This window comes from Cupriavidus sp. PB-02, assembly GCF_058252315.1.
Genome location: NZ_CM177695.1, coordinates 123,029 through 149,886, shown reverse-complemented (window position 1 = coordinate 149,886; position 26,858 = coordinate 123,029). Strand labels below are relative to the sequence as shown.

19 protein-coding genes and 2 pseudogenes are annotated in these 26,858 nt (G+C 68.3%); 9 read left to right on the top strand and 12 right to left on the bottom strand.

From position 1 onward, the window contains the following. Positions 1-63: 63 nt before the first annotated feature. Positions 64-978, top strand: a complete 915-nt coding sequence (kdgD, locus tag AC10V3_RS21355) for a 5-dehydro-4-deoxyglucarate dehydratase (protein ID WP_022537375.1) — start codon at positions 64-66, stop codon at positions 976-978. A 105-nt stretch (positions 979-1,083) separates the two neighbouring features. Further along, complete coding sequence (locus tag AC10V3_RS21350) at positions 1,084-2,610, top strand: aldehyde dehydrogenase (NADP(+)) (RefSeq protein ID WP_454752618.1); 1,527 nt, start codon at positions 1,084-1,086, stop codon at positions 2,608-2,610. 142 nt (positions 2,611-2,752) lie between these two features. Here AC10V3_RS21350 and AC10V3_RS21345 read toward each other — a convergent pair whose 3' ends face one another. The 3 genes from AC10V3_RS21345 to gudD form a co-directional block, all read right to left on the bottom strand. Continuing rightward, positions 2,753-3,754 (bottom strand): Bug family tripartite tricarboxylate transporter substrate binding protein, encoded by a 1,002-nt coding sequence (locus tag AC10V3_RS21345; protein WP_022537373.1) that lies wholly within the window; start codon positions 3,752-3,754, stop codon positions 2,753-2,755. 102 nt (positions 3,755-3,856) lie between these two features. Next, positions 3,857-4,873: a Bug family tripartite tricarboxylate transporter substrate binding protein gene (locus tag AC10V3_RS21340; protein WP_022537372.1), complete on the bottom strand. Its 1,017-nt coding sequence runs from the start codon at positions 4,871-4,873 to the stop codon at positions 3,857-3,859. 104 nt (positions 4,874-4,977) lie between these two features. Next, positions 4,978-6,324: a glucarate dehydratase gene (gene gudD / locus AC10V3_RS21335; RefSeq protein WP_022537371.1), complete on the bottom strand. Its 1,347-nt coding sequence runs from the start codon at positions 6,322-6,324 to the stop codon at positions 4,978-4,980. Positions 6,325-6,478: 154 nt separating this feature from the next. On the opposite strand from gudD, the gene AC10V3_RS21330 reads away from it, so the two are divergent. Beyond that, positions 6,479-7,234 (top strand): FadR/GntR family transcriptional regulator, encoded by a 756-nt coding sequence (locus tag AC10V3_RS21330; protein WP_022537370.1) that lies wholly within the window; start codon positions 6,479-6,481, stop codon positions 7,232-7,234. A gap of 69 nt (positions 7,235-7,303) precedes the next feature. Here the strand turns inward: AC10V3_RS21330 and AC10V3_RS21325 are convergent. Beyond that, positions 7,304-7,934: pseudogene (locus tag AC10V3_RS21325) on the bottom strand (response regulator). A 304-nt stretch (positions 7,935-8,238) separates the two neighbouring features. On the opposite strand from AC10V3_RS21325, the gene fusA reads away from it, so the two are divergent. Further along, positions 8,239-10,344, top strand: coding sequence for an elongation factor G (gene fusA, locus AC10V3_RS21320; RefSeq protein WP_022537368.1), 2,106 nt, complete (start codon positions 8,239-8,241; stop codon positions 10,342-10,344). A 175-nt stretch (positions 10,345-10,519) separates the two neighbouring features. On the opposite strand, the pseudogene AC10V3_RS21315 reads toward fusA, so the two are convergent. Next, positions 10,520-10,675 (bottom strand): annotated as a pseudogene (locus tag AC10V3_RS21315) (DUF1338 domain-containing protein); the annotation flags it as partial. Positions 10,676-11,034: 359 nt separating this feature from the next. Between AC10V3_RS21315 and AC10V3_RS21310 the strand changes: the two are divergent. Then, complete coding sequence (locus AC10V3_RS21310; RefSeq protein WP_022537366.1) at positions 11,035-12,120, top strand: porin; 1,086 nt, start codon at positions 11,035-11,037, stop codon at positions 12,118-12,120. Here AC10V3_RS21310 and AC10V3_RS21305 read toward each other — a convergent pair. Continuing rightward, positions 12,092-13,033, bottom strand: coding sequence for a haloalkane dehalogenase (locus tag AC10V3_RS21305; RefSeq protein ID WP_022537365.1), 942 nt, complete (start codon positions 13,031-13,033; stop codon positions 12,092-12,094). The two genes, AC10V3_RS21310 and AC10V3_RS21305, sit on opposite strands and share 29 nt — an antisense overlap. 84 nt (positions 13,034-13,117) lie before the next feature. Here AC10V3_RS21305 and pdxR point away from each other — a divergent pair, with 84 nt between their 5' ends. The 3 genes from pdxR to AC10V3_RS21290 all read left to right on the top strand — a co-directional run bounded on the left by pdxR (position 13,118) and on the right by AC10V3_RS21290 (position 19,706). Then, positions 13,118-14,611, top strand: coding sequence for a MocR-like pyridoxine biosynthesis transcription factor PdxR (pdxR, locus tag AC10V3_RS21300; protein WP_349605197.1), 1,494 nt, complete (start codon positions 13,118-13,120; stop codon positions 14,609-14,611). A gap of 178 nt (positions 14,612-14,789) precedes the next feature. After that, positions 14,790-15,215 (top strand): PRC-barrel domain-containing protein, encoded by a 426-nt coding sequence (locus AC10V3_RS21295; RefSeq protein ID WP_022537363.1) that lies wholly within the window; start codon positions 14,790-14,792, stop codon positions 15,213-15,215. Positions 15,216-15,281: 66 nt separating this feature from the next. Next, complete coding sequence (locus AC10V3_RS21290; RefSeq protein WP_490923993.1) at positions 15,282-19,706, top strand: response regulator; 4,425 nt, start codon at positions 15,282-15,284, stop codon at positions 19,704-19,706. Here AC10V3_RS21290 and AC10V3_RS21285 read toward each other — a convergent pair. Both AC10V3_RS21285 and AC10V3_RS21280 read right to left on the bottom strand, forming a co-directional pair. Continuing rightward, positions 19,678-20,001, bottom strand: coding sequence for a hypothetical protein (locus AC10V3_RS21285; RefSeq protein WP_490923992.1), 324 nt, complete (start codon positions 19,999-20,001; stop codon positions 19,678-19,680). The genes AC10V3_RS21290 and AC10V3_RS21285 overlap by 29 nt on opposite strands. Before the next feature lie 103 nt (positions 20,002-20,104). Beyond that, positions 20,105-20,998: a helix-turn-helix domain-containing protein gene (locus AC10V3_RS21280; RefSeq protein WP_041681896.1), complete on the bottom strand. Its 894-nt coding sequence runs from the start codon at positions 20,996-20,998 to the stop codon at positions 20,105-20,107. A 127-nt stretch (positions 20,999-21,125) separates the two neighbouring features. On the opposite strand from AC10V3_RS21280, the gene pobA reads away from it, so the two are divergent. Then, positions 21,126-22,295 (top strand): 4-hydroxybenzoate 3-monooxygenase, encoded by a 1,170-nt coding sequence (pobA, locus tag AC10V3_RS21275; RefSeq protein ID WP_022537359.1) that lies wholly within the window; start codon positions 21,126-21,128, stop codon positions 22,293-22,295. 31 nt (positions 22,296-22,326) lie between these two features. Here pobA and scpA read toward each other — a convergent pair whose 3' ends face one another. The 4 genes from scpA to AC10V3_RS21255 are packed head-to-tail and all read right to left on the bottom strand — an operon-like array spanning position 22,327 to position 26,852. After that, a complete protein-coding gene (gene scpA, locus AC10V3_RS21270) occupies positions 22,327-24,408 on the bottom strand; it encodes a methylmalonyl-CoA mutase (RefSeq protein ID WP_022537358.1) in 2,082 nt (693 codons plus the stop codon). Next, the gene (locus tag AC10V3_RS21265) at positions 24,405-25,241 is read right to left on the bottom strand and encodes a Pnap_2097 family protein (protein WP_022537357.1); all 837 of its coding nucleotides are present in this window, start codon (positions 25,239-25,241) and stop codon (positions 24,405-24,407) included. Before AC10V3_RS21265 ends, scpA begins: the two co-directional genes overlap by 4 nt. Position 25,242: 1 nt before the next feature. Next, a complete protein-coding gene (locus AC10V3_RS21260; RefSeq protein WP_490923991.1) occupies positions 25,243-26,529 on the bottom strand; it encodes an MSMEG_0569 family flavin-dependent oxidoreductase in 1,287 nt (428 codons plus the stop codon). Positions 26,530-26,564: 35 nt separating this feature from the next. Then, entirely contained in the window at positions 26,565-26,852 is a 288-nt protein-coding gene (locus tag AC10V3_RS21255; protein WP_022537355.1) for an MSMEG_0570 family nitrogen starvation response protein, read from the bottom strand. Positions 26,853-26,858 lie beyond the last annotated feature (6 nt).

The window sequence follows — 26,858 nt, the reverse complement described above, 5'->3', positions numbered from 1 at the left end:
CCGCAGGACCGGGTTGACCGACAACCGCCACCCTGGGCCTCCGGCCCGATCAGGAATTCGCCAATGCTCGCACCCAACGAACTCAAGAAAATCGTCTCGGAAGGCCTGCTCTCCTTCCCCGTCACCGACTTCGACCGCGCAGGCAACTTTGCGCCCAAGCCCTACGCCGACCGCCTGGAATGGCTGGCTCCATACGGCGCCACCGCACTGTTCGCCGCCGGCGGCACCGGCGAGTTCTTCTCGCTGACCCCGGCCGACTACACCGCCGTGGTCGACACCGCGGTCCGCACCTGCGCCGGCAAGGTGCCCATCCTGGCCGGCGCCGGCGGCCCGACCCGCACCGCCATCGCCTACGCGCAGGAAGCCCAGCGCCTGGGCGCGGCCGGCGTGCTGCTGCTGCCGCACTACCTGACCGAAGCCAGCCAGGACGGCATTGCCGCCCACGTGGAAGAGGTGTGCAAGTCGGTGGATATCGGCGTGATCGTCTACAACCGCGCCAACTCCAGGCTGGATGCCACGCAACTGGCCCGCCTGGCCGACCGTTGCCCCAACCTGATCGGCTTCAAGGACGGCGTGGGCGATATCGAGGCGATGGTCAGCATCCGCCGCAAGCTGGGCGACCGCTTCTCCTACCTGGGCGGCCTGCCCACCGCCGAGGTCTATGCCGCAGCCTACAAGGCGCTGGGCGTGCCGGTGTATTCGTCGGCGGTGTTCAACTTCATCCCCAAGACCGCGATGGACTTCTACCGCGCCATCGCCGCGGATGACCACGACACCGTGGGCCGCCTGATCGACAACTTCTTCCTGCCGTACCTGGTCATCCGCAACCGCAAGGCCGGCTATGCCGTCAGCATCGTCAAGGCAGGTGCCCGCCTGGTCGGCCGCGATGCCGGCCCGGTGCGCGCGCCGCTGACCGACCTGACCGACGAAGAGATGGAAATGCTGGGCACGCTGATCAACAAGCTCGGCCCGCAGTAATCCGTCCTGCATTGCATATCGACAGGCCGGCCGCGGGGCACATTGCCCTCCGGCCGGCTTGTTCCGCTTGTTCTCACACAAATTACGCTGACAAGGAAACCTTCCATGCACATCACCGGCGACATGCTGATCGGCGCGCAAGCCGTGCGCGGCTCCGAATCCCTGCTGCAGGCCATCAACCCGGCCACGGGCGAAGCCCTTGGCCCTGACTTCCACGGTGGCGGCCAGGCCGACGTCGAGCGCGCCTGCGCACTGGCCGAAGCTGCCTTCGACACCTATCGCAACACCACGCCCGAGCAGCGCGCGGCCTTTCTCGAGGCGATCGCCGCGGGCATCGAGGCACTGGGCGACACGCTAATCGAGCGCGCCAACCTGGAAAGCGGCCTGCCCATTGCACGCCTGCAGGGCGAGCGCGGCCGCACCGCCGGCCAACTGCGCCTGTTCGCCACCGTGCTGCGCGAAGGCCGCTGGCAACAGGCCACCTTCGACGCCGCGCTGCCCGAGCGCAATCCGCCGCGCCCCGACCTGCGCATGCAACGCATCGCCATCGGCCCGGTGGCGGTGTTCGGCGCCAGCAACTTCCCGCTGGCGTTTTCCGTGGCCGGCGGCGACGCCGCTTCGGCACTGGCCGCTGGCTGCCCGGTGGTGGTCAAGGCGCACTCGGCGCACCTGGGCACGTCCGAGCTGGTCGGGCGCGTGATCCAGAAGGCGGTGCGTGATGCCGGCCTGCCGGAAGGCGTGTTCTCGCTGCTGGTCGGCGCGGGCAATGTGGTCGGCACGGCGCTGGTGTCGCATCCGGCGATCCAGGCGGTCGGCTTCACCGGCTCGCGTTCGGGCGGCATGGCGCTGATGCAGGCGGCCAACGCACGCCCGCAGCCGATCCCCGTCTACGCGGAGATGAGCAGCATCAACCCGGTGTTCCTGATGCCCGCCGCGCTGCAAGCGCGCGGCGCCGAAATCGGCCGCCAGCTGGTGGATTCGCTGGTGCTGGGCGTCGGTCAGTTCTGTACCAACCCCGGGCTGGTGATCGGCATCGAAGGCCCGGCGCTCGACCAGTTCCGCGCCGCGGCGCTGGACGCGCTGGCGGGCAAGCCGGCGGCGACGATGCTGACGCCGGGCATCCATGCGGCCTACGAGAAGGGGGTGGCGCAGCTGTCGTCGCTCGACGGGCTGCAGCGCATCGGTAATGGCGTGGCAGCCACCGGCACCAACCAGGCCCGCCCGGTGATGTTCGAAACCACCGCGGCGCAGTTCCTGGCCGATCATCGCATGCAGGCCGAGGTCTTCGGCCCGTCGACGGTGCTGGTGGTCTGCCGCGACCTGGAGGAAATGCTCGCACTGGCACGCCAGCTCGAAGGCCAGCTCACCGCCACCATGCAGCTTGACGACGCCGACCACGACGCCGCGCGCCGCCTGCTGCCGGTGCTCGAGCGCAAGGCCGGCCGCGTGCTGTGCAACGGCTACCCCACCGGCGTGGAAGTGGCCTACGCGATGGTGCATGGCGGGCCGTTCCCGGCGACTTCGGATGTGCGCTCGACTTCTGTCGGCACCACCGCGATCGATCGCTTCCTGCGTCCGGTCTGCTACCAGAACCTGCCGCAGGCATTGCTGCCGGAAGCAGTGAAGGGTTGATCGCCCAGGCCCCGCCGCGCGCGGGGCCGCTTCTTTTAAGTAGTAGCGTCCAACAAAAAACGCCCGCGAAGGGCGTTTCTTGTTGGAGCTGCTATTGAATTGCCGCCGGCACGGCCGGCATTGCCGGCCGCAAGCTTGCGCTTCAGGCGTCCAGCTTGATGCCGGCCTGCTTGACGACACCGGCCCAGCGCGCCTGCTCGGTGGAGAAGAACTTGCCGGTTTCAGCCGGCGTCATCGTCACCACTTCAGCCCCCTGCGCCACCAGTTGCGAGCGCAGTTCCGGCGCACGGATGATCTTGATCAGCTCGGCGCTGAGGCGCGCCACCAGCGCATCCGGCATGCTCGCCGGCGCCATCACGCCCTGCCACGTGCCCGACTCGAAATTCGGCACGCCCTGCTCGGCGATGGTCGGCACGTTCTGCAGCAGCGGCATGCGCGTGCGCTTGGACTGGGCGATCACCTTGAGCTTGCCCGACTGCACATGCGGCAGCGTGGCCAGCATGCCGTTCATCAGCACCTGCGCGCTGCCGCCGACGGTATCGGCGATCGCCTGCGAGCCGCCCTTGTACGGCACGTACTGCCACTTGGCGCCGGTGGCCTGTTCCACCGCCACGCCCGCCAGGTGCGGCGCGCTGCCGATCGCGGTCACGGCGAAGTTCAGCTGGCTGCGCTTGGACAGCTCGACCAGTTCCTTCAGGTTGCTGACCTGCACCGACGGATGCACCACCAGCAGGTGCGGCGAGTAGGCCAGCATCGTCACCGGCTTGAGGTCCTTGGCGATATTGAAGCTCAGCTTGGTGTACACCGACGGGCTGATCGCCAGCGCGCCGATATCGCACAGCATCAGCGTGTGGTTGTCGGTGGCCTGCGCGACCATCGCCGCGCCGACGTTGCCGTTGGCGCCCGGCTTGTTGTCCACCACCACGGACTGGCCCAGCGCCTCGCCCAGCTGCTTGCTGATCAGGCGCGCGATGATGTCGGACGAGCCGCCGGCGGTGTACGGCACCACCAGGCGGATGGGGCGGGTCGGCCAGGCCTGCTGCGCGGCGTGCGCGCCGGTGGCCAGGCCGGCGAGCGGGCCGGCGGCGATGCCCGCGGCCAGCGCGGAAGTCTGCTTGAGGAAGATGCGGCGTCCCTGGGTCATGTTGTGTCTCCGTTGTCGTTGCAATGCGCCGGCGCGGCACGGTTGACGTGCGGCGGCCGGCGCGGTCGAGTCTTTAATTGGGTGTGGTCGGGGTCCGTGCGCTCAATCCAGCACGATGCGGCCCTTCTCGATCACGGTCTTCCAGCGCTCCAGCTCCTGGGCCTCGAACTGGTTGAACTGCTCCGGCGTATTGGCGACCACCTCGAAGCCGCTCTCGGCCAGCTTCTGGCGCATCTTGGGATCGTTCAGCGCGCCCACCAACGCGCCGTGCAGGCGCGTCTTCACGTCGGCGGGCAGGCCACGCGGCGCGGCCACGCCTTGCCACGAGTAGACCTCGACGTCCTTCACGCCCGCTTCGGCCATGGTGGGCACGTTAGGCAGCACTGCCGAGCGCTTGTCGGAAGTCACCGCCAGCGCCTTGAGCTTGCCGGTGCGGATGTGCTGCAGCACAGCGTTGACGTTCTGGAACGACACATCGACCTGGCCGGCGAGCAGGTCCGAGATCGCCGGTGCGCCGCCCTTGTAGGGCACGTGCAGGCCGTCGGTGCCGGTCCTCTGCCAGAACAGCGCGGCGGTCAGGTGGTCGGAAGAGCCCGCGCCGGACGAGGCAAAGCTCACCTTGCCCGGGTTCTTCTTCATATGGGCCACCAGTTCTTGCAGGTTGTTGGCCGGGAACTTCGGGTTGGCTACCAGCACGTTGGGCGCGCGCACCGCCACCGTCAGCAGGTCGAAATCCTTGGCCGGGTCATAGCCCAGGTTTTTCTGCAGGAACGGGTTGACGGCATAGACGCCGATCGAGGCCACCATCATGGTGTAGCCGTCCGCGGGCGCGCGCTTGACGAAGGTCGCACCGATCGCGCCGGTCGCGCCAGGCTTGTTGTCGACCACGAACGGCTGGCCGAGCTTGTCATTGAGCGGCTGCGTCAGCATGCGCGCGATGGTGTCGCTGGAGCCGCCCGCGGGGAACGGCACCACCACCGACACGGGGCGTTGCGGCCATTCCTGCGCCGCGTCCGCCGTGCCGGCGCTCAGCGCCGCCACCGCGAGGACCGAACCGAAAGCCATGGCGCGCAGCCAGTCTTGCAGGCGCAGCGCGCCAGTGCGTTGGAAGGGATACATCGTCTGTCTCCTGCTGTGTCTTGTACTGGGACTGGCCCGCCGTCGTGGCGACGGCGGCCGTGGATGTTGCTGGATGGGATTGTCGGGGCTGCCTTAGTGCACCTTCAGCGCACCATGCAGGGCGCCTTGTTGTTGAACTTCCAGTTCGGGATCAGGAACTGCATGGCGATGGCATCGTCGCGCGCGCCCAGGCCCTTGCTCTGGTACAGCGCATGGGCACGGCCCAACGCATCCATGTCGAGTTCCACGCCCAGGCCCGGCGTCCTGGGCACCTGCACCAGCCCGCCTTCGATCTTCAGCGGCGCCTTGGTCAGCGGTTCGCCGTCCTGCCAGATCCAGTGCGTGTCGATGGCGGTGACGCGACCCGGCGCGGCCGCGGCCACGTGGGTGAACATCGCCAGCGAGATATCGAAGTGGTTGTTCGAATGCGAGCCCCAGGTCAGGCCCCACTCGGCGCACATCTGCGCCACGCGCACCGAACCCTGCATGGTCCAGAAGTGCGGGTCGGCCAGCGGGATGTCGACCGACTGCAGGCGCACCGCATGGCCCATCTGGCGCCAGTCGGTGGCGATCATGTTGGTGGCGGTGGGCAGGCCGGTGGCGGTGCGGAACTCGGCCATGATCTCGCGGCCGGAATAGCCGTCCTCGGCGCCGCACGGGTCTTCGGCGTAGGCGAGCACGCCGCGCTTGTCGCGGCACAGGCGCACGGCCTCGGCCAGCGACCAGGCGCCGTTGGGGTCCAGCGTGATGCGCGCCTTTGGGAAGCGCTCGGCCAGTGCGAGAATCGCTTCCATCTCTTCTTCGCCGCGCAGCACGCCGCCCTTGAGCTTGAAGTCGTTGAAACCGTAGCGGTCGTAGGCGGCCTCGGCCAGGCGCACCACGGCCTCGGGCGTCATCGCCACTTCATTGCGCAGGCGGAACCAATCGTTTTCGGCGTTGGGCTCGGTGCGGTAGTCCAGCGTAGTGCGCTGGCGGTCGCCGATATAGAACAGGTAGCCGAGCATCTCCACGGCGTCGCGCTGCTGGCCTTCGCCCAGCAGTGCCGCCACCGGCACCTCCAGGTGCTGGCCGAGCAGGTCGAGCAGCGCCGACTCCAGCGCGGTCACGGCGTGGATGGTGATGCGCAGGTCGAAGGTCTGCAGGCCGCGGCCGCCGGCGTCGCGGCTGGCAAAGGTGGCGCGCACGCGGTTCAGGATGGCCTGGTACTGGCCGATGGGCTGGCCGACCAGCAGCGGACGCGCATCTTCCAGCGTCTGGCGGATGCCCTCGCCGCCCGGCACTTCGCCCACGCCGGTATGGCCGGCGCTGTCGCGCAGGATCACGATATTGCGCGTGAAGTACGGGCCATGGGCGCCTGACAGGTTCATCAGCATGCTGTCATGCCCGGCCACGGGGACTACGGTGAGTTCGGTGACGACCGGGGTATGGGCGGCGGCGGCGGATTGGGTCATTTCTGGGGTGTCTCCGGCATTTCCGAGTCGAGCGTAGTATCGTCCACCCGACACATCGTGTTGCGTATGTTATCTGTCATCGTATGACTGATAACCCAGTATAATGAGGCCATCTCGAACCGGTCAAGTCCGGGAAACCCCACCCGTATCCGCCATGCCTAACTCTACTTCCGCCCAGTCCGCCCCGCCCGTCACTCCTGCGCCGCTGCGCCGCCGCGGCCGCACGCTTGCCGAGGAAGTGGTGCAAACCCTCGGCGAAGAGATCAGCCAGGGCCGGCTCAAGCCTGGCGACAAGCTGCCAACCGAGTCGGAGATCATGGCGTCGATGGGGGTGAGCCGCACGGTCGTGCGCGAAGCGCTGTCGCGGCTGCAGGCCAGCGGGCTGGTGGAGACGCGCCACGGCATCGGCACCTTCGTGCTGGCGCGCGCGGCGGAGGCGCCCTCGCCTTTCCGCATCGGGCCGGATGCGCTCGGCACCGCCATGGACGTGATGGCCATGCTGGAATTCCGCGTCAGCCTGGAGGCCGAGGCGGCGGGCTTGGCCGCCACGCGCCGCACCGACGCGCAGCTGGCGGCGATGCGCCAGGCGCTGGACGAAATCAAGCGCAACGCCGGCGCCGGCAATGACGCCGTGGACAGCGATTTCGCCTTCCATCTGGCGATCGCGCGCGCCACCGGCAACCGCTATTTCACCGACATCATGGGCCACCTGGGCACCATGGTGATCCCGCGCAGCCGCCTGCAGGTCAGCACGCCCGAGCGCGAGCAGTACCTGGAGCGCGTCAATATCGAGCACGAGAACATCTACGACGCGATCGAGCGGCGCGACCCCGATGGCGCCAAGGCGGCCATGCGCATGCACCTGACCAACAGCCGGGAACGGCTGCGCAAGGCCTCCGGCCCGGCCTGACGGCCCGCCGCGCGCAGGCGCGGCTTGCGGCCTAAGTCATACGATGTCTAATGAGAAGGAAGGGGTCACTTACGGCGTCAGCCGGCACCGGCGCGCAAAAGCCCACCAGTTCCACCAGCGACGACACCTGCAGCTTGGCCATGATCCGGGCCTTGTAGCTGCTGACGGTCTTGTTGCTGATAAAGAGGCTGGTGCTGATGGCCTTGTACGACATGCCGCGCGCCAGCATCTGCAGCACCACCAGTTCCTTGTCGGACAGCCGCCGCAGCATCTCCTCGTCCGCCGACATGGCCTGGCGCGTCGCGCCGTCGCGGCCCATGGCCGGGAACACGGTGTAGCCGGCCAGCACCGCTTCGACCGCGCGCAGGATTTCCTTGAGGTCCTGGGTCTTGCTGACAAAGCCCTGCGCGCCCGCCTGCCATGAGCGGCTGACGAACACCGCCGGGTCCAGCGCCGTCACCACCAGGATGCGTATCTGGGGATGGATCGCGCGCAGGCGCGGGGCGACATCCAGCCCGCTCGAGCGCGGGATGTCCAGGTCCAGCAACACAAGCTCGGGCGTGCGCAGGCGCACCAGCTCGATCGCGCACTGTCCGTTGTCAGCCTCGATCACTTCGTCCACGCCGAGCAGTTGCAGCAGGTGGTTCTTGAGCACCAGCCGCATCGCCGGATGGTCGTCAACGATCAGGATGGTTGTCATGCGTGGGTCCGTAGTCCGTGGGAGGCATCGGCTGAAGGAACAGCTCCGGCGGCGCATCCCCTAAAGGGGGCAGGGTGGGATGACAGGGCGGCAAACAGGCCGCTGCGCGATGCAGCGCCAGCATAGGGAGACGCGAAGGCGTGCAGGATGGGAGGAATCCGCAACGTATAGCAGCAGAACCTTAGGTCGGCCTCAGACGCTGAGGTACGGTGTCTCTGCCGCGTCCCCCTGCACACCGCAGGGGCAACGGCAAACGGCCAGTGGTGCTACTCTATTCCAGCGTGTTTCACCCATGGAGAACACCGTGCCCCGCAAGACCCCCATCGAGCGCTACCGCAACATCGGCATCAGCGCGCATATCGACGCCGGCAAGACCACGACGACCGAGCGCATCCTGTTTTATACGGGCGTCAACCACAAGCTGGGCGAAGTGCACGATGGCGCTGCCACCATGGACTGGATGGAGCAGGAACAGGAGCGCGGCATCACCATCACCTCGGCTGCCACCACGGCCTTCTGGAAAGGCATGGCCGGCAACTACCCCGAACACCGCATCAACATCATCGATACGCCGGGACACGTCGACTTCACCATCGAAGTCGAGCGCTCCATGCGCGTGCTCGACGGCGCCTGCATGGTCTACGACGCGGTGGGCGGCGTGCAGCCGCAATCGGAAACCGTCTGGCGCCAGGCCAACAAGTACGCGGTACCGCGCATCGCCTTCGTCAACAAGATGGACCGCGTCGGCGCCGACTTCTTCCGCGTGCAGACGCAGATCGCCGATCGCCTCAAGGGCCGCGCCGTGCCGATCCAGATCCCGCTCGGCGCCGAGGACCACTTCCTGGGCGTGATCGACCTGGTCAAGATGAAGGCCATCGTCTGGGACGATGCCAGCCAGGGCGTGCGCTTTGAATACCAGGACGTTCCGGCCGAACTGCTCGCCACCGCGCAGGAATGGCGCGACAAGATGGTCGAGGCCGCCGCCGAGGCCGACGAGGCGCTGCTTAACCAATACCTGGCGGGCGAGCCACTGACCGAAGAGCAGATCAAGCGTGGCCTGCGCAAGCGCACCATCGCCAACGAGATCGTGCCGATGCTGTGCGGCAGCGCTTTCAAGAACAAGGGCGTGCAAAGCATGCTCGACGCCGTGGTCGACTACCTGCCCTCGCCCGCCGACGTGCCCGCCATCATGGGCCATACCGAGGACGACCGCCACGCCGAGCGCCACCCGACCGACGACGAGCCGTTCTCCGCGCTCGCGTTCAAGATCATGACCGACCCGTTTGTCGGCCAGCTGATCTTCTTCCGCGTGTATTCCGGCGTGGTCAATTCCGGCGACAGCGTCTACAACCCGCTCAAGGGCAAGCGCGAGCGCCTGGGCCGCATCCTGCAGATGCATGCCAACGTGCGCCACGAGATCAAGGAAGTGCGCGCCGGCGATATCGCGGCGGCGGTCGGCCTGAAGGAAGCCACCACCGGCGACACGCTGTGCGACCCCGACAAGGTCATCATCCTGGAACGGATGAGTTTCCCCGAGCCGGTGATCTCGCAGGCGGTGGAGCCAAGGACCAAGGCCGACCAGGAAAAGATGGGCATCGCGCTGAACCGCCTGGCGCAGGAGGACCCGTCCTTCCGCGTGGCCACCGACGAGGAATCCGGCCAGACCATCATCTCCGGCATGGGCGAGCTGCACCTGGAAATCCTGGTGGACCGCATGCGGCGCGAGTTCGGCGTGGAAGCGTCGGTCGGCAAGCCGCAGGTGGCCTACCGTGAGACCATCCGCCACGCGGTCAAGGACGTGGAAGGCAAGTTCATCAAGCAGTCCGGCGGGCGCGGCCAGTACGGCCACGTGGTGCTCAACCTCGACCCGCTGCCGCATGGCGGCGGCTATGAATTCGTCGACGCGATCAAGGGCGGCGTGGTGCCGCGCGAGTTCATCCCGGCGGTGGACAAGGGCATCAAGGAGACCATGCAGTCAGGCGTGCTGGCCGGCTACCCGGTGGTCGACATCAAGGCCACGCTGGTGTTCGGCTCGTATCACGACGTCGATTCCAATGAAAACGCCTTCCGCATGGCCGGCTCGATCGCCTTCAAGGAAGGCATGCGCCGGGCCAAGCCCACGCTGCTCGAGCCGATGATGTCGGTCGAGGTGGAAACGCCCGAGGAATTCACCGGCAACGTGATGGGCGACCTGTCCTCGCGCCGCGGCATGGTCCACGGCATGGAAGACATCGCGGGCGGCGGCGGCAAGATCGTGCGCGCCGAGGTGCCGCTGGCGACGATGTTCGGCTACTCGACCACGCTGCGCTCGCTGACGCAGGGGCGTGCGACTTTCACGATGGAGTTCAAGCACTATGCCGAGGCGCCGGCCAATGTGGCAGAGGCGGTGATTTCGGCGAAGAAGGGATAAAGACCAGCGGCAGACGCTGGTTTTCTCCCCTCTCCCGCCTGCGGGGGAGAGGGCAGGCGCATCAAAGCCCTCCCCCTTATCACTTCAACACACCGCCGCCGTCCTCGACCCCGGCACCTCCCGCTCCACCGCCTCGCCCCGCGCGCCGACAAAGATGCGGCGCACCGTATAAGTCCTCGCTGAAGCGTTCCGGATGGAATTCGCTGAGGAAGAACTGGGCGATCTCTTCCGGCGCATCGGCATGCGCGTATGAGCGGCCGGTCATGCCGATGCATAGCCCCTCTGAGCCCCATTCGTCACTTTCAAGGGGTGCGCGCGCAATGCGGGTAAACTACCGCCTGTTCGCCGCGCCGGGGACCGCCCCGGTCACGCCTTTTACGTCACACCGGCAATAGCCGGAACGACCTCCGAAGTGGGCGCCGGCGAACCCACCCCAGGCCTTCGGGCCGCTCCCCGTGGCGCCGCAAGCCGGCGCCGCACAAGGCTTGCCCGGCATCATTGCCGGCATTCGCCGCCACCAAGGCACCACGCCCACTTCGACCCTCGCCCGGGCCGCGCGCACCGTTGCGTCCGCCCGATGACGACCCGCGTGCCCCCGCGCGGGACTGGAACCAGCAGGCCATCGGCCTGAAGGATTCGCCCCGGCGCGCGAGCCAAGCGCCCGACGAGTCCGACTTCCGGAGTAAATCCATGAAGAAGACAGCCAGCCACTGGCTGCTGGCGGCCGGGCTTTTGCCCGTCGCCGCCCACAACGCCCACGCCGCGCCCGGCGTGACCCTTTACGGCATCGTCAGCTCCGCGGTGCGCTACACCTCGAACCTGGACGGCCATCACAACGACCAGGCCGCGCTGGTGTCCGGCGGACTGGTCGGCAGCCGCTTCGGCCTGAAGGGCGATGAGGACCTGGGCGGCGGCAACCACGCCATCTTTCAGCTCGAGGCCGGCATCGGCAGCGACGACGGCCGCACCAGCTACAACGCGCTGTTCGGGCGCCAGGCCTATGCGGGCCTCTCCGGCAACTGGGGCAGCCTGACCTTCGGGCGCCAGTACAACGCGCTGAACAATATTGGCTGGGCCTTCAACCCGCTCGGCCAGGGCTGGGGCAATTTCTGGTCCGATCCGATCTATCTCGGCGGCGACATCTTTTTCCAGGATTACCGCATCAACAACAGCGTGGTCTACAAGCGCAGCTTCGGCCCGCTGACGCTGCAGCTGGACTACGGCGCCGGCGAGCAGCGCGGCAGCCTGGCACGCGGCACCACGCTGGGCGGCGGCCTGATGTACCAGCAGGGCGCGCTGGCGCTGGGCGCGGCCTATGACCAGCGCAAGAGCGACGATGGCGGCAACACCGTGCGCAACTATTCGGTGGGCGGCTCGTACGCGTTCGGCAAGGCCACCGCCTACCTCGGCCATATGGGCCGGCGCGAATCCGCAGGCGACGCGCGCTTCAATATCGCCTTCGCCGGCGTGGGCTACCAGCTCACGCCGGCGCTGCACCTGTCGGGCGCCTACTACCGCTACTGGCAAGGTGGCAACGTGACCACGCAGTTCCAGGATGTGCCGGCGATGCTGGGCAGCGGCAACGCCGACAGCATCGCCGTGGTGGCGGACTATGCGCTGTCCAAGCGCACCAGCCTGTACCTGGAAGCGGATGCCGTGCGCGCACGCGGCGGCGCGGTCGGCCGCGAGACCGAGTACTGGGCCGGCACGCCCGCCACCGACGTGGACAGCAGCACGCGCGTGGGTGTCATGCTGGGCATGCGGCATCAGTTCTGAGCGCCGCATCGCCCTCCACGCACAGTCCGAGCAGGAAGGCGCGCAGCGCGACGCCGATGTCGTGCGGCGCGTCCTCCTGGAGGTAGTGGATGCCGCTGACTGCAATCTCCTGCTGGTTGGGCCAGCCGCGGCAGTACGCCAGCGCCCGGCCGGTCAGCAGCACGCCGGGTTCTGCGCGCACCAGCAGCTTGGGCACGTTGCTGGCGGCCAGCCACTCGCCATAGGCGGCGACCGCTTCGGCCACGTCCGCGGGTTCGCCATCGATCGGCAGCTCGCGGGCCCACACCAGGGTCTGCCTGCGGGCGTCGGGCTGCGCGAACGGTGCGCGATAGACCGCCATCTCGGCGTCCGTCAACGGGCGCAGCACGCTGCGCGGCAGCACCGTTTCCACGAAGAAGTTGTCCTCCATCACCAGCCGCTCGCCGTCCGCGCCGCGCAGCGCGCGGAAAATCTGCTCGCGCGCGGGCGGGAAATCGCTCCAGCAGCGCGGCTGCACCAGCGCTTCCATATAGGCGATGGCGCGCACGCGGTGTGGATGGCGCCGGGCCCAGTCGAAGCCCAGCGCCGAGCCCCAGTCGTGCAGCACCAGCGTGACTTGTCCTTGCGGCACCACGGCGTCGAACCAGGCATCGAGATAGCGGGCATGATCGGCAAAGCGGCAGGCGCCGTCCGGGACCGGGCCGGACTGGCCCATGCCTGCGAGATCCGGCGCCAGGCAACGGCCGATGTCTTCGACGTGCGGGATGACGTTGCGCCACAGGTATGAGGAGGTTGGATTGCCGTGCAGGAACACGACCGGGTCGCCGTGCGCCGGGCCGGTATCGACATGCCGGATCACGGTGCCAGCCACCGCGACGTCGCGCCGCGGATGGGGATCGGCGGCGCTGATGGAAGAAAAGGCCTGGGTCTGCATGGCAGTGTCTCCTGCGTTGGTGGCGAATGACCCGATGCTAGAATCCCCGCCGGCTCAGTAACAGGACCAGATTCTCAAAAGATTATGGAACCAGTGAAGCGTGCTGATCCGGGCGCCAGCGCTGCCGGCCCTGCATTAGGCCTGGAACTCGCGATGCCGCCGCGCGGTTCGCGCCAGCGGCTGCAGGCGCTGCACCGGCAGCTGCGTACGGCCATCGTCGACGGCCGCCTTGCCGCGGGGCTGCAATTGCCGTCGAGCCGCGAGCTGGCCGCGACGCTTGGCATCGCGCGCAATACGGTGCTCGCCGCGTACGATCTGTTGCTGAGCGAGGGCTACATCGACACGCGGCCCGGGGGCGGCACGTTCGTGGCCGCGGTGGCACGCGCGCCGGTACGCCCGGAAGCCACGCCGCAGCCGGGTGCTGACCGGCGCACGCAGCTGAACCCGCTGTGGCGCGATCCGGCGGTGATCCGCATGACGCCGGGCACACGCTTTACCTACGACTTCGTCCTCGGGCTTCCCGACAAGACCGCGTTTCCGTTCGACGTCTGGCGGCGGTTGTCGGCGCGCGCCTTGCGCGGGCTGTCGCGGGCCCCGGCCGGCTATGCCGAGCCGGAAGGCCGGCCACTGCTGCGCGAAGCGATTGCCAGCCACGTCTCGTTCGCGCGCGCGGTGGCCTGCGGCGCTGACGACGTAGTCGTGACCTCCGGCGCGCAGCAGGCCTTCGACCTGATCGCGCGCGTGCTGGTCACGCCGGGCAAGACCGTGGTGGCCGTGGAAGACCCCGGCTATCCGCCGCTGCGCCATGCCTTTGCCGCGGCCGGGGCCCGGCTGGTGCCAGTGCCGGTGGACGACGAGGGCATGCAGGTAGACCATCTCCCCGCCGGCGCGCGCGTGATCTGCGTCACCCCCTCGCACCAGTTTCCGCTGGGCGCGACCCTGTCGCTGGCGCGGCGCCGCGCGCTGCTTGCCTTTGCGCGCCGCCACGGCGCGGTGGTGGTCGAGGACGACTACGATGGCGAATTCCACCACGGCGGCCGTCCGCTCGACGCCTTGCAGACGCTGGACCAGGACCAGCTGGTCTGGTACGTCGGCACGTTTTCCAAGAGCCTGTTCCCCGGCCTGCGGCTGGGCTACGCGGTGGTGCCGCCGTGGGCGCGCGATGCCGTGGTGGCTGCCCGGCAATACACCGACTGGCACAGCGCGTTGCTGGCGCAGGACACGCTGGCCGCTTTCATGGCCGAGGGGCACCTTGCCCGACACATTCGCAAGATGCGCGCGACCTACACCGGCCGGCACGACGCGGTGCTGGCCGCGCTGGCGCGCCACTGCGCCGGGCGCCTCGCCCCCCTGCCCGCCGACGCCGGCCTGCACCTTGCTGCGCGGTTGCACCCCCAGGCGGGCGATGCCCGCGCGCTGGCGCAAGCGGCAGCGGCCGCCGGCATCCGCGTGCTGCCGCTGGGCGAGCTGGCGCTCACGCCGGGCCGCGGCGCCGATGCGCTGGGCTTCGGCTTCGGCATGATCCGCGCCGAGCGTGTCGATGCCGCGATCCGGCGGCTGGCCACCCTGCTGCGCTGAAGCGCGCGCGCATCCCGCACGCGTCCTCCTACCGCCTTTTTTGCAAGCCGCGCGAAAGAATTACCTTGCGGCAGCCCGCCGACCGCAGGCCGGCCGCGCCCCGGCGCCGCCCGCGGTGCAGGCATGGTCATTGCGCACGCCCAATGTTCCGAACGTTCATTACGAAAAGGAGCACAACATGCAAACCCAAACTCCCAGCAGTCAAGGCGCGGCCATCGTCGGTTCCGGCGTAGGCGAAGGTCCCGGCCCGGAAGTGATGGCAGCATCCAGCCTGGACGGAACCAAGGCGTACTCGTCCGACGGCGAACACGTGGGCAAGATCTCCGAGATCATGCTTGACGTGCCGCACGGCCGCATCGCCTACGCGGTGCTGACCACCGGCGGCTTCCTCGGCATCGGCGATACGCTGCACGCCATCCCGTGGAGCGCGCTGGTCATGGACACCGACGAAAAGTGCTTCCGGATCGCCGTGACGGCGGCCCGGATCAAGTCGGCGCCCGGTTTCAACAAGGACAGCTGGCCGACCATGGCCGACCCGCAGTGGGGCACGACCGTGCACGAGTACTACGGCCGCGATCCGTACTGGGTCAGCCCGCCGCTGTAAGACAGCAGCTATCGCCCGCCGCCCGCTTGCGGGCGGCGCCATGCCGGCGCGGCTCGGGAGACAATCATGAGAACACCCGACGGCAGCGTGACGCCTTCGCCACACCCAGCCCGTGGCAGCGCATCGGCCGAGATGCCGGGCTTTCTCGCAGGCGGCGGCGAGATGGGCGCCCTGATCCGCGCATACGACTGGGCCACCACGCCACTGGGCCCGCCGCAAGTCTGGCCCCACAGCCTCAAGACCGCCATCCGCATCATGCTCACTTCGCGCCAGCCAATCTGGATCGGCTGGGGCGACGCGCTGCACTTCTTCTACAACGACGCCTACAAGTCGATCATTGGCGGCAAGCATCCCGCCGCGCTGGGCCAGCCGACTTCCCTGGTCTGGCGCGAAATCTGGCCCGAGATCGCCCCGCTGCTCGCCACCGCGATGACCGGTACCGAAGGCACCTTCGTCGAGCAGAAGCTGCTGATCATGGAGCGCAACGGCTACCCGGAGGAGACCTACTACACCTTCTCCTACAGCCCCGTACCGAACGACCACGGCGGCACCGGCGGCATCATCTGCGCCAACAGCGACGACACCGAACGCGTGCTGGCCGAGCGGCAGCTGAACGTGTTGCGCGACGTGGCCGCCTCCGCCACCGATGCGCGCTCGTGGCGCGAGGCCTGCGAGCGCACCATGCGCGCGCTGTCGTCGGACCCGCGCGACGTTGTGTTTGCGCTGCTGTACATCGCCGAGCCCGGCGCGCGCGCGCTGCAGCGCGTGGCGGTCGCCGGCATCGGCCCGGACCACCCCGCCGCACCGCCCACGCTGGAGCTGGAAGCACTCACACCCTGGCCGGTGGCCGATGTGCTGCAGCACCAGCGCCCCGGCCTGGTCAACGGCCTGGGCACGCGCTTTGCCACGCCGCTGCCGACGGGCGCCTGGGGCGTGCCGCCCGGGTCGGCCGCGGTGATCGCGGTGGCGCCTTCGGGCAGCGCGTCGCATCGCGGCGTGCTGGTAATCGGGCTCAATCCGTTCCGGCTCTTCGATGACCGCTACCGCAGCTTCCTGAGCCTGGTCGCGGGCCAGATCGGCGCCGCCATGAACTCGGCCCAGGCGTATGAGGAAGCGCGCAAGCGTGCCGAGGCGCTAGCCGAGCTCGACCGCGCCAAGACCGCCTTCTTCTCCAATATCAGCCATGAGTTCCGCACCCCGCTGACGCTGATGATGGGCCCGCTGGAAGAACTGCTGCGGCGCGCGGATGCCAGGCAGAACGATGGAGACCGCGCGCTGCTGGAGATGGCCCAGCGCAGCGGCGTGCGCCTGCTGAAGCTGGTCAACGCGCTGCTGGATTTTTCGCGCATCGAGTCGGGGCGGGTGAAGATGCGCCGCCAGACCACCGACCTCGCGGCCTTCACCGCGGATCTCGCCTCGCTGTTCCGCGCCAGCGTGGAAGGCGCCGGCATGGCCCTGCGGGTCGAGTGCCCGCCGCTGGCGCGCGCCGTGGCGGTGGACCGCGACATGTGGGAGACCATCGTGCTGAACCTGGTCTCCAACGCCTTCAAGTTCACCTTTACCGGCAGCATCGCCGTCAGCGTGGGCACGCGCGGCGGCGCCGACGCTGACGGTGCGGTGGTGTTCAGCGTGCGCGACACCGGCATCGGCATCCCGCCCGCCGAACTGCCGCGCATCTTCGAGCGCTTCCATCGGGTCGAGGGCGCCCAGGGCCGCTCGATCGAAGGCAGCGGCATCGGGCTGGCGCTGGTGCAGGAACTGGTGCGGCTGCACGGCGGCACGATCGGGGCCGAGAGCGTGCAAGGCAAGGGCACCTGCTTCACCGTCACGCTGCCTGCCCCGACAACCGCGGCCGCGGATACCACGACGCCAACGCAGGCAGATACCACCGTCACCGCCGCACCCGCGGCCAGCAGCGCGCAGGCGCGCGCCTATGTCGACGCGACGCTGCGCTGGCCGCAGGCGGAAGCACCGGCCATGACGCTGGCAGCAGAGGACGTCGCCGTACAGGCGCAGGCTGGTGCCGTGGCCAGCGGCGCCACGGTGCTGGTGGTGGACGACAACGAGGACTTGCGCGACTACATGCGGCACCTGCTGAACGCGGCCGGGCATCACGTCGCGGTGGCCGCCGACGGCGAGGCGGCGCTGGCGCTGGCGCGCGCTCAGCCGCCGTCGCTGATCGTGTCAGACGTGATGATGCCGCGCCTGGACGGCCTGGGCCTGGTGCGCGCGCTGCGCGCCGATGCCGCGTTGCGCGACACGCCGGTGCTGCTGCTGTCCGCGCGCGCGGGCGAAGAAGCGAGCGTCAGCGGGCTCGGCTCGGGTGCCGACGACTACCTGGTCAAACCCTTCTCCGCACGCGAACTGCTGGCGCGCGTGGCCAGCAACCTGCGCCTGTCCGCGCTGCGCCGCGCCACCGAGCGCCGCCTGCAGGAACTCAACGCCACGCTGGAGCGGCGCGTCGCGCAGGCCGTGGCCGACCACGACCGGCTGTGGGAGCTGAGCGAAGACCTGCTGATGGTGGCGGGCTTCGACGGCAGCCTGCAGCGCGTGAGCCCCGCCTGGACCCGCACGCTGGGCCATCCCCCACACGAGGCGCTGGGGCGGCCCTACCTGTCATTCATCTATCCGGACGACCTGGTGCCGGTGACCGCGCAACTGGCCGCGCTGCGCCACGACGGCAATCCGGTGCGCTTCGAATGCCGCCAGCCGCGCGCCGACGGCACGCTGCGCTGGCTGGCCTGGACGCTGACGGTGGACCCCGCCAACGGCCATATCCACGGCGTGGGCCGCGACGTCACCGGCGACCGTGAAGCTCAGGCCGCGCTGCGCCACGCCGACGCGGCCTTGCGCACGGCGCAGAAGATGGAAGCCATCGGCAAGCTCACCGGCGGCGTCGCGCATGACTTCAACAACCTGCTGCAGGTGATCGGCGGCAACCTGCAGCTGCTGGCGCGCGACCTGGCCGACGATCCGGGCGCGGGGCTGCGCCTGCGTAGTGCGCTGGCCGGCGTGGGGCGCGGCGCCAAGCTGGCGTCGCAGTTGCTGGCCTTCGGCCCGCGCCAGCCGCTGGCGCCCAAGGTGGTGAACCTGGGCCGGCTGGTGCGCATGCTGGACGACATGCTGCGCCGCGCGCTGGGCGACGGCATCGAGATCGACACCGTGGTCGCCGACGGCCTGGGGAATACGCTGGTCGATCCGTTCCAGGTCGAGAATGCGCTGCTGAACCTGGCGATCAACGCGCGCGACGCCATGCACGGACACGGGCGACTGACCATCGAAGCGCGTAACGCGACGCTGGACGAGGACCCGGACCCTGCGCTGGAAGAAGCGCCCGCCGCACCCGTTGCGCGCCGGCCCCCCGGCAAGGCGCAGTACGTGATGCTTGCCGTCACCGATACCGGCGTGGGCATTCCGCCGGAGGTGCGGGAACATGTGTTCGAGCCGTTCTTCACCACCAAGCCCGAAGGCCAGGGTACGGGCCTCGGGCTGAGCATGGTGTATGGCTTTATCCGCCAGTCTGGCGGGCACGTAAAGATCCTCAGCGAGCCCGGCCGCGGCACCACCGTCAGGCTGTACCTGCCGCGCGTGGAGCAGGCCGAGGATCCCGACCTGGAACTCGACACCGGCCCCGCGCGCGGCGGCGCCGAAACCGTGCTGGTGGTCGAGGACGACGAGGCGGTGCGCGCCACCGTGGTCGACATGCTGGCCAGCCTCGGCTACCAGGTGCTGCGCGCGCGCGACGCGCAGGCGGCGCTGGCCATCGTCGAGCGCGACGAGCCGGTGGACCTGCTGTTCAGCGACGTGGTCATGCCCGGGCCGCTGCGCAGCACCGAGCTGGCGCGCAAGGTGCGCGAGCGCCTGCCAGGCGTCGGCGTGCTGTTCACCTCGGGCTATACCGACAGCGTGATCGTCCATGACGGTCGGCTCGACGCCGGCATCGAACTGCTCAGCAAGCCCTATACGCGTGAGGCGCTGGCGCGCAAGGTGCGGCATGTGCTCGCCAACCGCAGGCAGCGCGCCGCGCGCATCGACGAGATGCCGGCGCCGGGCGGGCCGGAGCCACGGGCCGCCGGCATGCGCGTGCTGTTTGTCGACGACGATGCGCTGGTGCGCGCCGGCACCGCCGAGCTGTTGCGCAGCTGCGGTGCCGAGGTGCAGGAAGCGGAAAGCGATATCGAGGCGCTGGCGCTGCTCGCCCGCGGCGGGATCGACGTGCTGCTGACCGATGTGTCGCTGCACGGCGGCTCCGGCGGTTCCGGCGTCGAGCTGGCGCTTACCGCGCGCGAGCGCCATCCAGGCCTGCGCGTGGTGTTCGCCACCGGCCATGCGCTGGCGCTGACGCCGGCGCAGCGTGACGCGCTCGGCGGCGTTGCGGTGCTGCGCAAGCCCTATGCACCGCAGGCGCTGCTCGATGCACTGCACGGCGCCGACGTTGCCGTCGACAGCCCTGTGCGCAGCATCAGAAGTCCACCGTCATCGACAGCGTGAACGTGCGCGGCGCGCCCTGCACCAGGTAGCCGCCGCAGGCCGATGCCCGGTACGCCTTGTTGGCGACGTTCTCCACCGCGGCGCGCAGCGTGTAGCGCTGCTGCGCCGCCTTGAAGCTGCCGTTGACGGTCGCGCCGCCGTAGTTGCCGAACTCGTTGGCATGGTGCGCGCCCAGGCCTACGTAGGTGGTCCAGGCCGGCGCGATATCGTACTCGGCGCGAATGGTGCCGTAGGTCTCACGGCGGGCCGCTCTGCGAAGCAGGAACCCGCTGAGGCGATCTGAGACAGGCATCATCGCCTCATATGCGGAAAGGAATCTCCTGCCTTTATTTAGGCAGGGAAGGGTGTCAAGAGAATCCCGCCACGGTCCCGTCGACGGCGTCAAAGCGCTTTACGCTTTACATCTGCCGCATCGCAAACGCAGGCAGCCGCGCCCGGCCCGATTGCCGGAACTCCGTCGGCGCCTGCCCCACCAGCCGCGCAAAGAAACGGGAGAAGTAGGCGGCTTCGGAGAAGCCAAGCGACAGCGCGATGTGCTTGATTTCCAGGTCGCTGAAGAGCAGGTCGCGCTGTGCTTCGGCAAGCAAGCGGGCGTGAATCATTTGCAGGGCGGACTGCCCGCAAGTCTGGCGACACACGCGGTTCAGTTGCGTGGGCGTGATGCCGAGGGCACCGGCGTAGTAGCCAATCTCCTTCTGCTCGCGGTAGTCCGACTCGAGCAACTGCTGGAAATGCTGGAAATGCCGTGCGGGCCGGCTGCTGCTGCGTGCCGCTGCCGGTGCCGAGGCGTTCGCCAGCCGCGCAATGCCGATCAGCACCAGCGTCAGCAATGACGACAGCGACGCCCCGCGCCATGCCGATACCGCCTCCATCTCCCCGCGAAAGAGCCCCAGCGCATCCGCCAGCGCATGGCCGCGCCGCACGCGGTCGTGACGCGGGCGCTCGAACAGCGGCAACGCATCCGGCACCCCCGCCAGCAGCGTGCGCAGGTGGCTGTCGGTCATGGTCACCACCATGCCGTCGGTGTCCGGCGTAAAGACGAAGCCGTGGATGTGCCGTGGCGGCATCGTCACCAGCGAGCCGCTGCGCAGCGGCTCGCGGCGTTCTTCCAGCAGGGCTTCGCCGCCGCCCGCATGGATGTACAGAATTTGCAGGAAGCGCTCATGCCGGTGCGGCTTGATCTCCCACCCGTACAGATGGCTGCGCGCGGCGATGGACTCGAAATGCAGCTGGTCCGACAGCGGTTCTGTGGAATTCACGCCATACAGCGAGTAGGTCGGGACGGGTCTCACGGCGGCTTCGGTGTTTACCAGCAATGTTCCGATTGTCCTGTCATTGGTTCGCTCTGTCCATTCCTGCGCGCGCCCTCAGCGACTATCTTTAGCGCTCAGAAGATCGATATGCACAAGGAGACGAGACATGCGCACCCAGGTTGCCATCATCGGCGCCGGCCCCGCCGGCCTGCTGCTCGGCCAGTTGCTCGCCACGGCGGGGATCGACAACATCATCGTCGAGCAGCGTAGCCCCGACTATGTATTGGGCCGCATTCGCGCCGGCATCCTGGAAAGCGTGACCGTCGACGCGCTGGAGCGCGCCGGCGTGGCCGCGCGCCTGCATGAAGAGGGGCTGGTGCACGATGGCATCGAGCTCGCCTTCGACGGTCGCCGGCATCGCATCGACCTGCACGCGCTGGTCGGGCGCAGCGTCACCGTCTACGGGCAGACCGAGGTCACGCGCGACCTGATGGCGGCGCGGCAGGCTGCGGGCATTACCACGATCTACGAGGCGCAGGATGTCAGCCTGCGTGATTTCGGCAGCGCCCGGCCGGTGGTCCGTTATCGCAAGGATGGCGTGGCCCATGAGATCCATTGCGACTACATTGCCGGTTGCGACGGCTTTCACGGCGTCAGCCGGCAGAGCGTGCCGCAGACCGCGACGCGGATCTTTGAACGCGTCTATCCGTTCGGCTGGCTTGGCATCCTCTCTGATACCCCGCCGGTCGCCGACGAACTGATCTACGCCAGCCACGAGCGCGGCTTTGCGCTATGCAGCATGCGCTCGCGCACGCGCAGCCGCTACTACGTCCAGGTGCCGTCCAGCGAGCGTGTGGAAGACTGGTCAGATGAGCGCTTCTGGGATGAGCTGCGCCGTCGGCTCGACCCGCAGTCCGCGCAGTCGCTGGTGACGGGGCCGAGCATCGAGAAGAGCATCGCGCCGCTGCGCAGCTTTGTCTGCGAGCCGATGCGCTTCGGCAACCTGTTCCTGGCCGGCGATGCCGCGCATATCGTGCCGCCCACCGGGGCCAAGGGACTGAACCTGGCCGCCAGCGATGTGCTGACGCTGGCCGACGGGCTGACCGCCGTCTACCGGCACGACGACAGGCGCGAGCTGGACGCCTATTCCGAGCGTTGCCTGCGCCGTATCTGGAAGGCGGAACGATTCTCCTGGTGGATGACGTCGCTGATGCACCGCTTCCCCGATGCGGATGATTTCGCGCGCCGTATGCAGCGGGCCGAACTGGACTACCTGATCGGCTCCGGGGCGGCGTGCAAGTCGCTGGCGGAGAACTATGTGGGCCTGCCGTACTGATCGGGCGCCGGGAGGCGCCTCAACGAGATCGTCAAGACCACGCAGGCACTCTCCGTGCCTGCAGCGCAGCCACGATGGCGCTGACAATGCTCTCCATCGGCGTGCCCGGTCCGAAGATCTCCTGCACGCCGCACTGGCGCAGCAAGCACCTGTGGTCTGCCGGTACAATGCCGCCGACCAAGACCGGCACATCGAGCGCGCGCTGCCGCAAGGCGTTTAGCAGCGCCGGCAGCAGATCCAGATGCGCGCCGCCAAGCGTGGAGATGCCGATGGCATCGAAGTCGCCATCGCAGGCGGCAGACGCAACCGCCTCGGCGGACTGGAACAGCGGCGTCAGTTCGACGACGAACCCGGCATCGGCAAGCCCGGCCGCCACCGCTTTCGCACCGCGGTCGTGCCCGTCCTGGCCCAGCTTGGCCACGAGTATCCGGGGCGCGCGGCCGAGCCGCTCGCGCAGCTCACTGACGCGCTCGCAGGCCGCCAGCCATTCCGTGTTGCCGGCGCGAGCCGTGCCATACAGCGCAGCGTCGTAGGACGCCCGGACCGTATGGCGCGGCCAGACCTGGAGCAGCGCCCGGGTACATTCCCCGAGCGTCGCACGGCAACGCATGGCGTCGATCGCACAGGCGAGCAGGTTGGGGCCGCCGCGCCTGGCCGCCTCGGTCAGCGCCGCCAGCGCATGCCTGACCGCAGCATCATCGCGGCGGGTGCGCAACACGAGGAGGCGCCGCGCCTGTTGCGCGCGGACCTGGGTACCGTCGATCTCCAGGCACTCCTGGCCGTCGTCGTCAGGTTCGCGGTAGCGGTTGACGCCCACCACCACTTCCTCCCAGGCATCAAGCCGCGCCTGTGTCCGCAGTGCACTCTGGTGGATACGCCGCTGCACCCAGCCGGATTCGAAGGCTGCCAGGATGCCACCCTGGGCATCGATGTGCGCCAGCACCGCGCGAACCTCCGTCACCATGCGGCCGGTCAGCGACTCGATCAGGTAGGAGCCCGCCCACGGATCCGCCACCTCGCATAGTCCGAATTCATGCTGGAGGATCAACTGGGTATCGCGAGCCAGCCGCGAGGCCTGCGCGCCCGGCAATGCCAATGCCTCGTCAAAGCCGTTGGTATGCAGCGACTGCGTACCGCCAAAGATCGCAGCCATCGCCTCGACCGTGGTGCGCGAGATATTGTTGAGCGGCTGCTGCGCGGCGAGCGTCCAGCCCGAAGTCTGGCAATGCATGCGCATCGCCGTGGCGCGAGCGCTGGTGCCGCCCAGCTTGCACACGATGTCGTGCCACAGGAGCCGCGCGGCGCGCAGCTTGGCGATCTCGATGAAGAATTGCTTGCCGACGCCGAAGAAGAAGCTCAATCCGCCGCAGAACGCGTCGACATCAAGGCCGCGCTCGCGCAGCAGGCCGACATAGGTCCTGGCATTCGCCAGTGTCAGCGCCAGTTCCAGCACCGGATCGGCGCCCGCTTCCTGGAAGTGATAGCCCGAGATCGACATGCCGTTGAATTTCGGCGCATGCGCGGCCAGCCATTCGACCACGTCGGTGGCGATGCGCAGCGACGGCTGGGGCGCATGGATCCAGGTGTTCCGGACCATGAACTCCTTGAGGATGTCGTTCTGGATCGTGCCGCGCAGTTGTTCGAATGGGACGCCCGATTCCTCGGCCGCGACAAGGAACGCTGCCAGTACCGGGAGCACCGCACCACTCATGGTCATCGATACCGACACACGGTCCAGCGCAATACCTTCGAACAAGCGCCGCATATCGTCGACCGAGTCGATGGCCACGCCGGCCATGCCGACATCGGCCTGCGCCTGAGGGTCGTCGGAATCGTAGCCGCGATGGGTCGGCAGATCGAAGGCCACCGACAAGCCCTGCGCGCCCTGCTTCAAGGCCTCGCGATAGGCGAGGTTCGACGTTGCGGCGTCGCCGTATCCCCCGTACTGGCGGATGGTCCATGGCCTGCCGCGGTACATGGTGGGATAGGGGCCACGAACGAACGGGGCCTCGCCGGGCATGCCGCCCAGGTGGCCAAGGCCGGCCAGATCGTCGGGCCCGTAAACCGCGTTCAGGCCCAGGCCGCCCGCCGGGTCGTCCCGTTTCGCCTTCATCGTTGCCTCCAGCGTTTCTGCGTGACCACATCCGCGATCTTCTCGCCGTCGCGGCTGCGCCGGATCTCGCACCAGTGCGTCAATCCCTCCTCGTCCTCACGCAGCGCGGAAAAGGTCAGCTCCAGCGACTCGCCGACATTGACGTTGCCATGGAAGAACAGATCCCGCGCGAACACCGTGGGAGGATCCGCGTCGCGGCGCCATTGCCATTCCGCGCGATCGACCATGGCCTGGAAGCTGGCGAAGTACAGCAGGTCGGCGCCGTTGAAGTCGTTGTAGGGGCACGGCAGGTACTCGGCGACGTGGCAGACGCGATGCCGGGCCTGGTCGAGCCCGAGATGCGTGCCCCAATCCTCGCTGCGAAAACCCCGCGCCAGCAGCGACAGTTCCGCCGCCTGCGCGGACGGCCCGGCGCCGGCCCACTGGGTAGCCACGGTCGGCATGGTGCGCACGACCGAGCGATTGTCACGCTCACGCGTGCGGCGGATGAAGGTGGACAGCATCGTCACGCTGGCGCGGCGGTCCCCCTGCATGTCGACGGCATGTTCGCTGAGATGCTTCACGCCACCCGCTGGCACGATGCGCGAGCCGATGTCGAACTCGCTGTGCTCGCCGATGGTTTGCGCCGCGGTGTCGCGCACGCGGATCGCGGTGAACGCCGCATACACCGGATTGCCCTCGGCATCCCGGAAGTCCGGCACCGCCAGACCGGCGCCGGCGGCCAGCAGGCGCCAGTGCAGGTCGCCGCAGGTCTTCAGCAGCCAGTTCTCTGACAGGCCGGTGTATGCCAACTGGGGCATGCCGGCAACATGGCGCGAGACGACCGCTTCCATGTCAGGCGGCCAACTCAGTGTCGCCCTGGCCTGCGGCGATCAGGCCAGCCAGGTACTCGGCGTCGCGTGCGATGCCGGAGAATCGCCCCGAGCCCCACGTGTGCAGCCAGGGCAGGCCAAGGAAGTACAGGCCGGCGTGCGCGGTCACGCCACGTTCGTGGCCCGGATAACCGCGGCCGTTGAACACCGGCACTTCGAGCCAGCTGAAATCCGGTCGGAAGCCGATACACCAGATGATTGAACCAATGCCGGCTGCCTGGGGATCGAGTTCGGTGCGCTCGGCCGGTGGCGTCCATACGGGCGCATAGGCGCTCGGCGGCGGCGCCTCAATGCCTCGCTCCGCGATGAACTTGTCGATGCTCGCGTTGATGCGGTTGTAAGTCGCATCGGCATCGTCCAGGTTGCGACGCAGGTCCGGCGCAAAACGCAGTTGGCCGTCGAGGTAGTCGTCGAGCACGCCGTAGAGCTCCATGCCCTCAATGGCAAACCTGCGCAGGTCGATATCGCGCCCGCCGTCCCGTCCGGTGACATAGTGATTGGTGTTGTCGCGCACGCCCTCGCGCAGCGGGTGCTCGGTGACCGGCAGGTCGTAGTACTTCATGTCCGCGAGCCAGTCCACAACGTCCCGGCCGCGATAGAAGCGCGCGCAACGCGGCGCCTCGCCGACGGCGAGATACACCTTGCGCCCGGCCAGATGCAGGTCTTCGGCAATCTGCGCGCCCGACTGGCCCGAACCGACCACGAGCACCGCACCGTCGGGCAGCGACTCGGGATTCCTGTATTCGGACGATTGCAGTTGCCGGATCGACGCCGGCAAACGCTCGGCCATGCGCGGCACGATCGGCGTGTGATAACCGCCCGAGGCCACCACCACCTGGTCCGTAGTGAATACGCCCTGGCTCGTCGCCACGGAGAATCCCTCCTGCGCGCGCGACTTCACATGCCGCACCTCGGTATGCTCAAGTACCGGGGCGTCGACCGTCCGGATAAAGCCATCGAGATAGGCGGTGATCTCATCCTTCTTCATGAAGCCATGCGGATCGTCGCCCTGGTAAGGGTAGCCCGGCAGCGCGCATTGCCAGTTGGGCGTCACCAGGCAGAACGCATCCCAGCGTTGCGTGCGCCAGGTATGCGTGACGGCGTGCTTCTCGATGACGAGATGATCGATGCCGGCCTGCTTCAGGAAGTAGCTCATCGATAGTCCGGCCTGGCCGCCGCCGACAATGATGACGCCGTAGTGCCTGGCCTCTGCGGCCTGGCCCGGCTTGGTGTTGATGACGTGGGACATGTTGGATCCTTTGAGGCGAGGAATTTGAAGAACGGCTAGCTGCCAAAGCCGAGAAACTGGACGGTGGCGCCGTCCTGGCCCCGGAACCGCTGCGCGGCGATTTCCAGGATGCTGAGCTGGTCCATCGCTGACGAACACGCGTAGCCATACCTGGCCCGCACCCGCTCGGATGCGGCGCCCAGCGCGATACGCGCGCGCTCAACAAATTCGTCCAGCGAGTACGCCGCCCCTTCGACAAAGTGCTCCGTGACGATGGAGGATGGGGAATAGCAGGCCATCTCGGTCTGGTCAGGCCAGCGGATGCGGAAGTGGGTAACCGGCATGGCAGT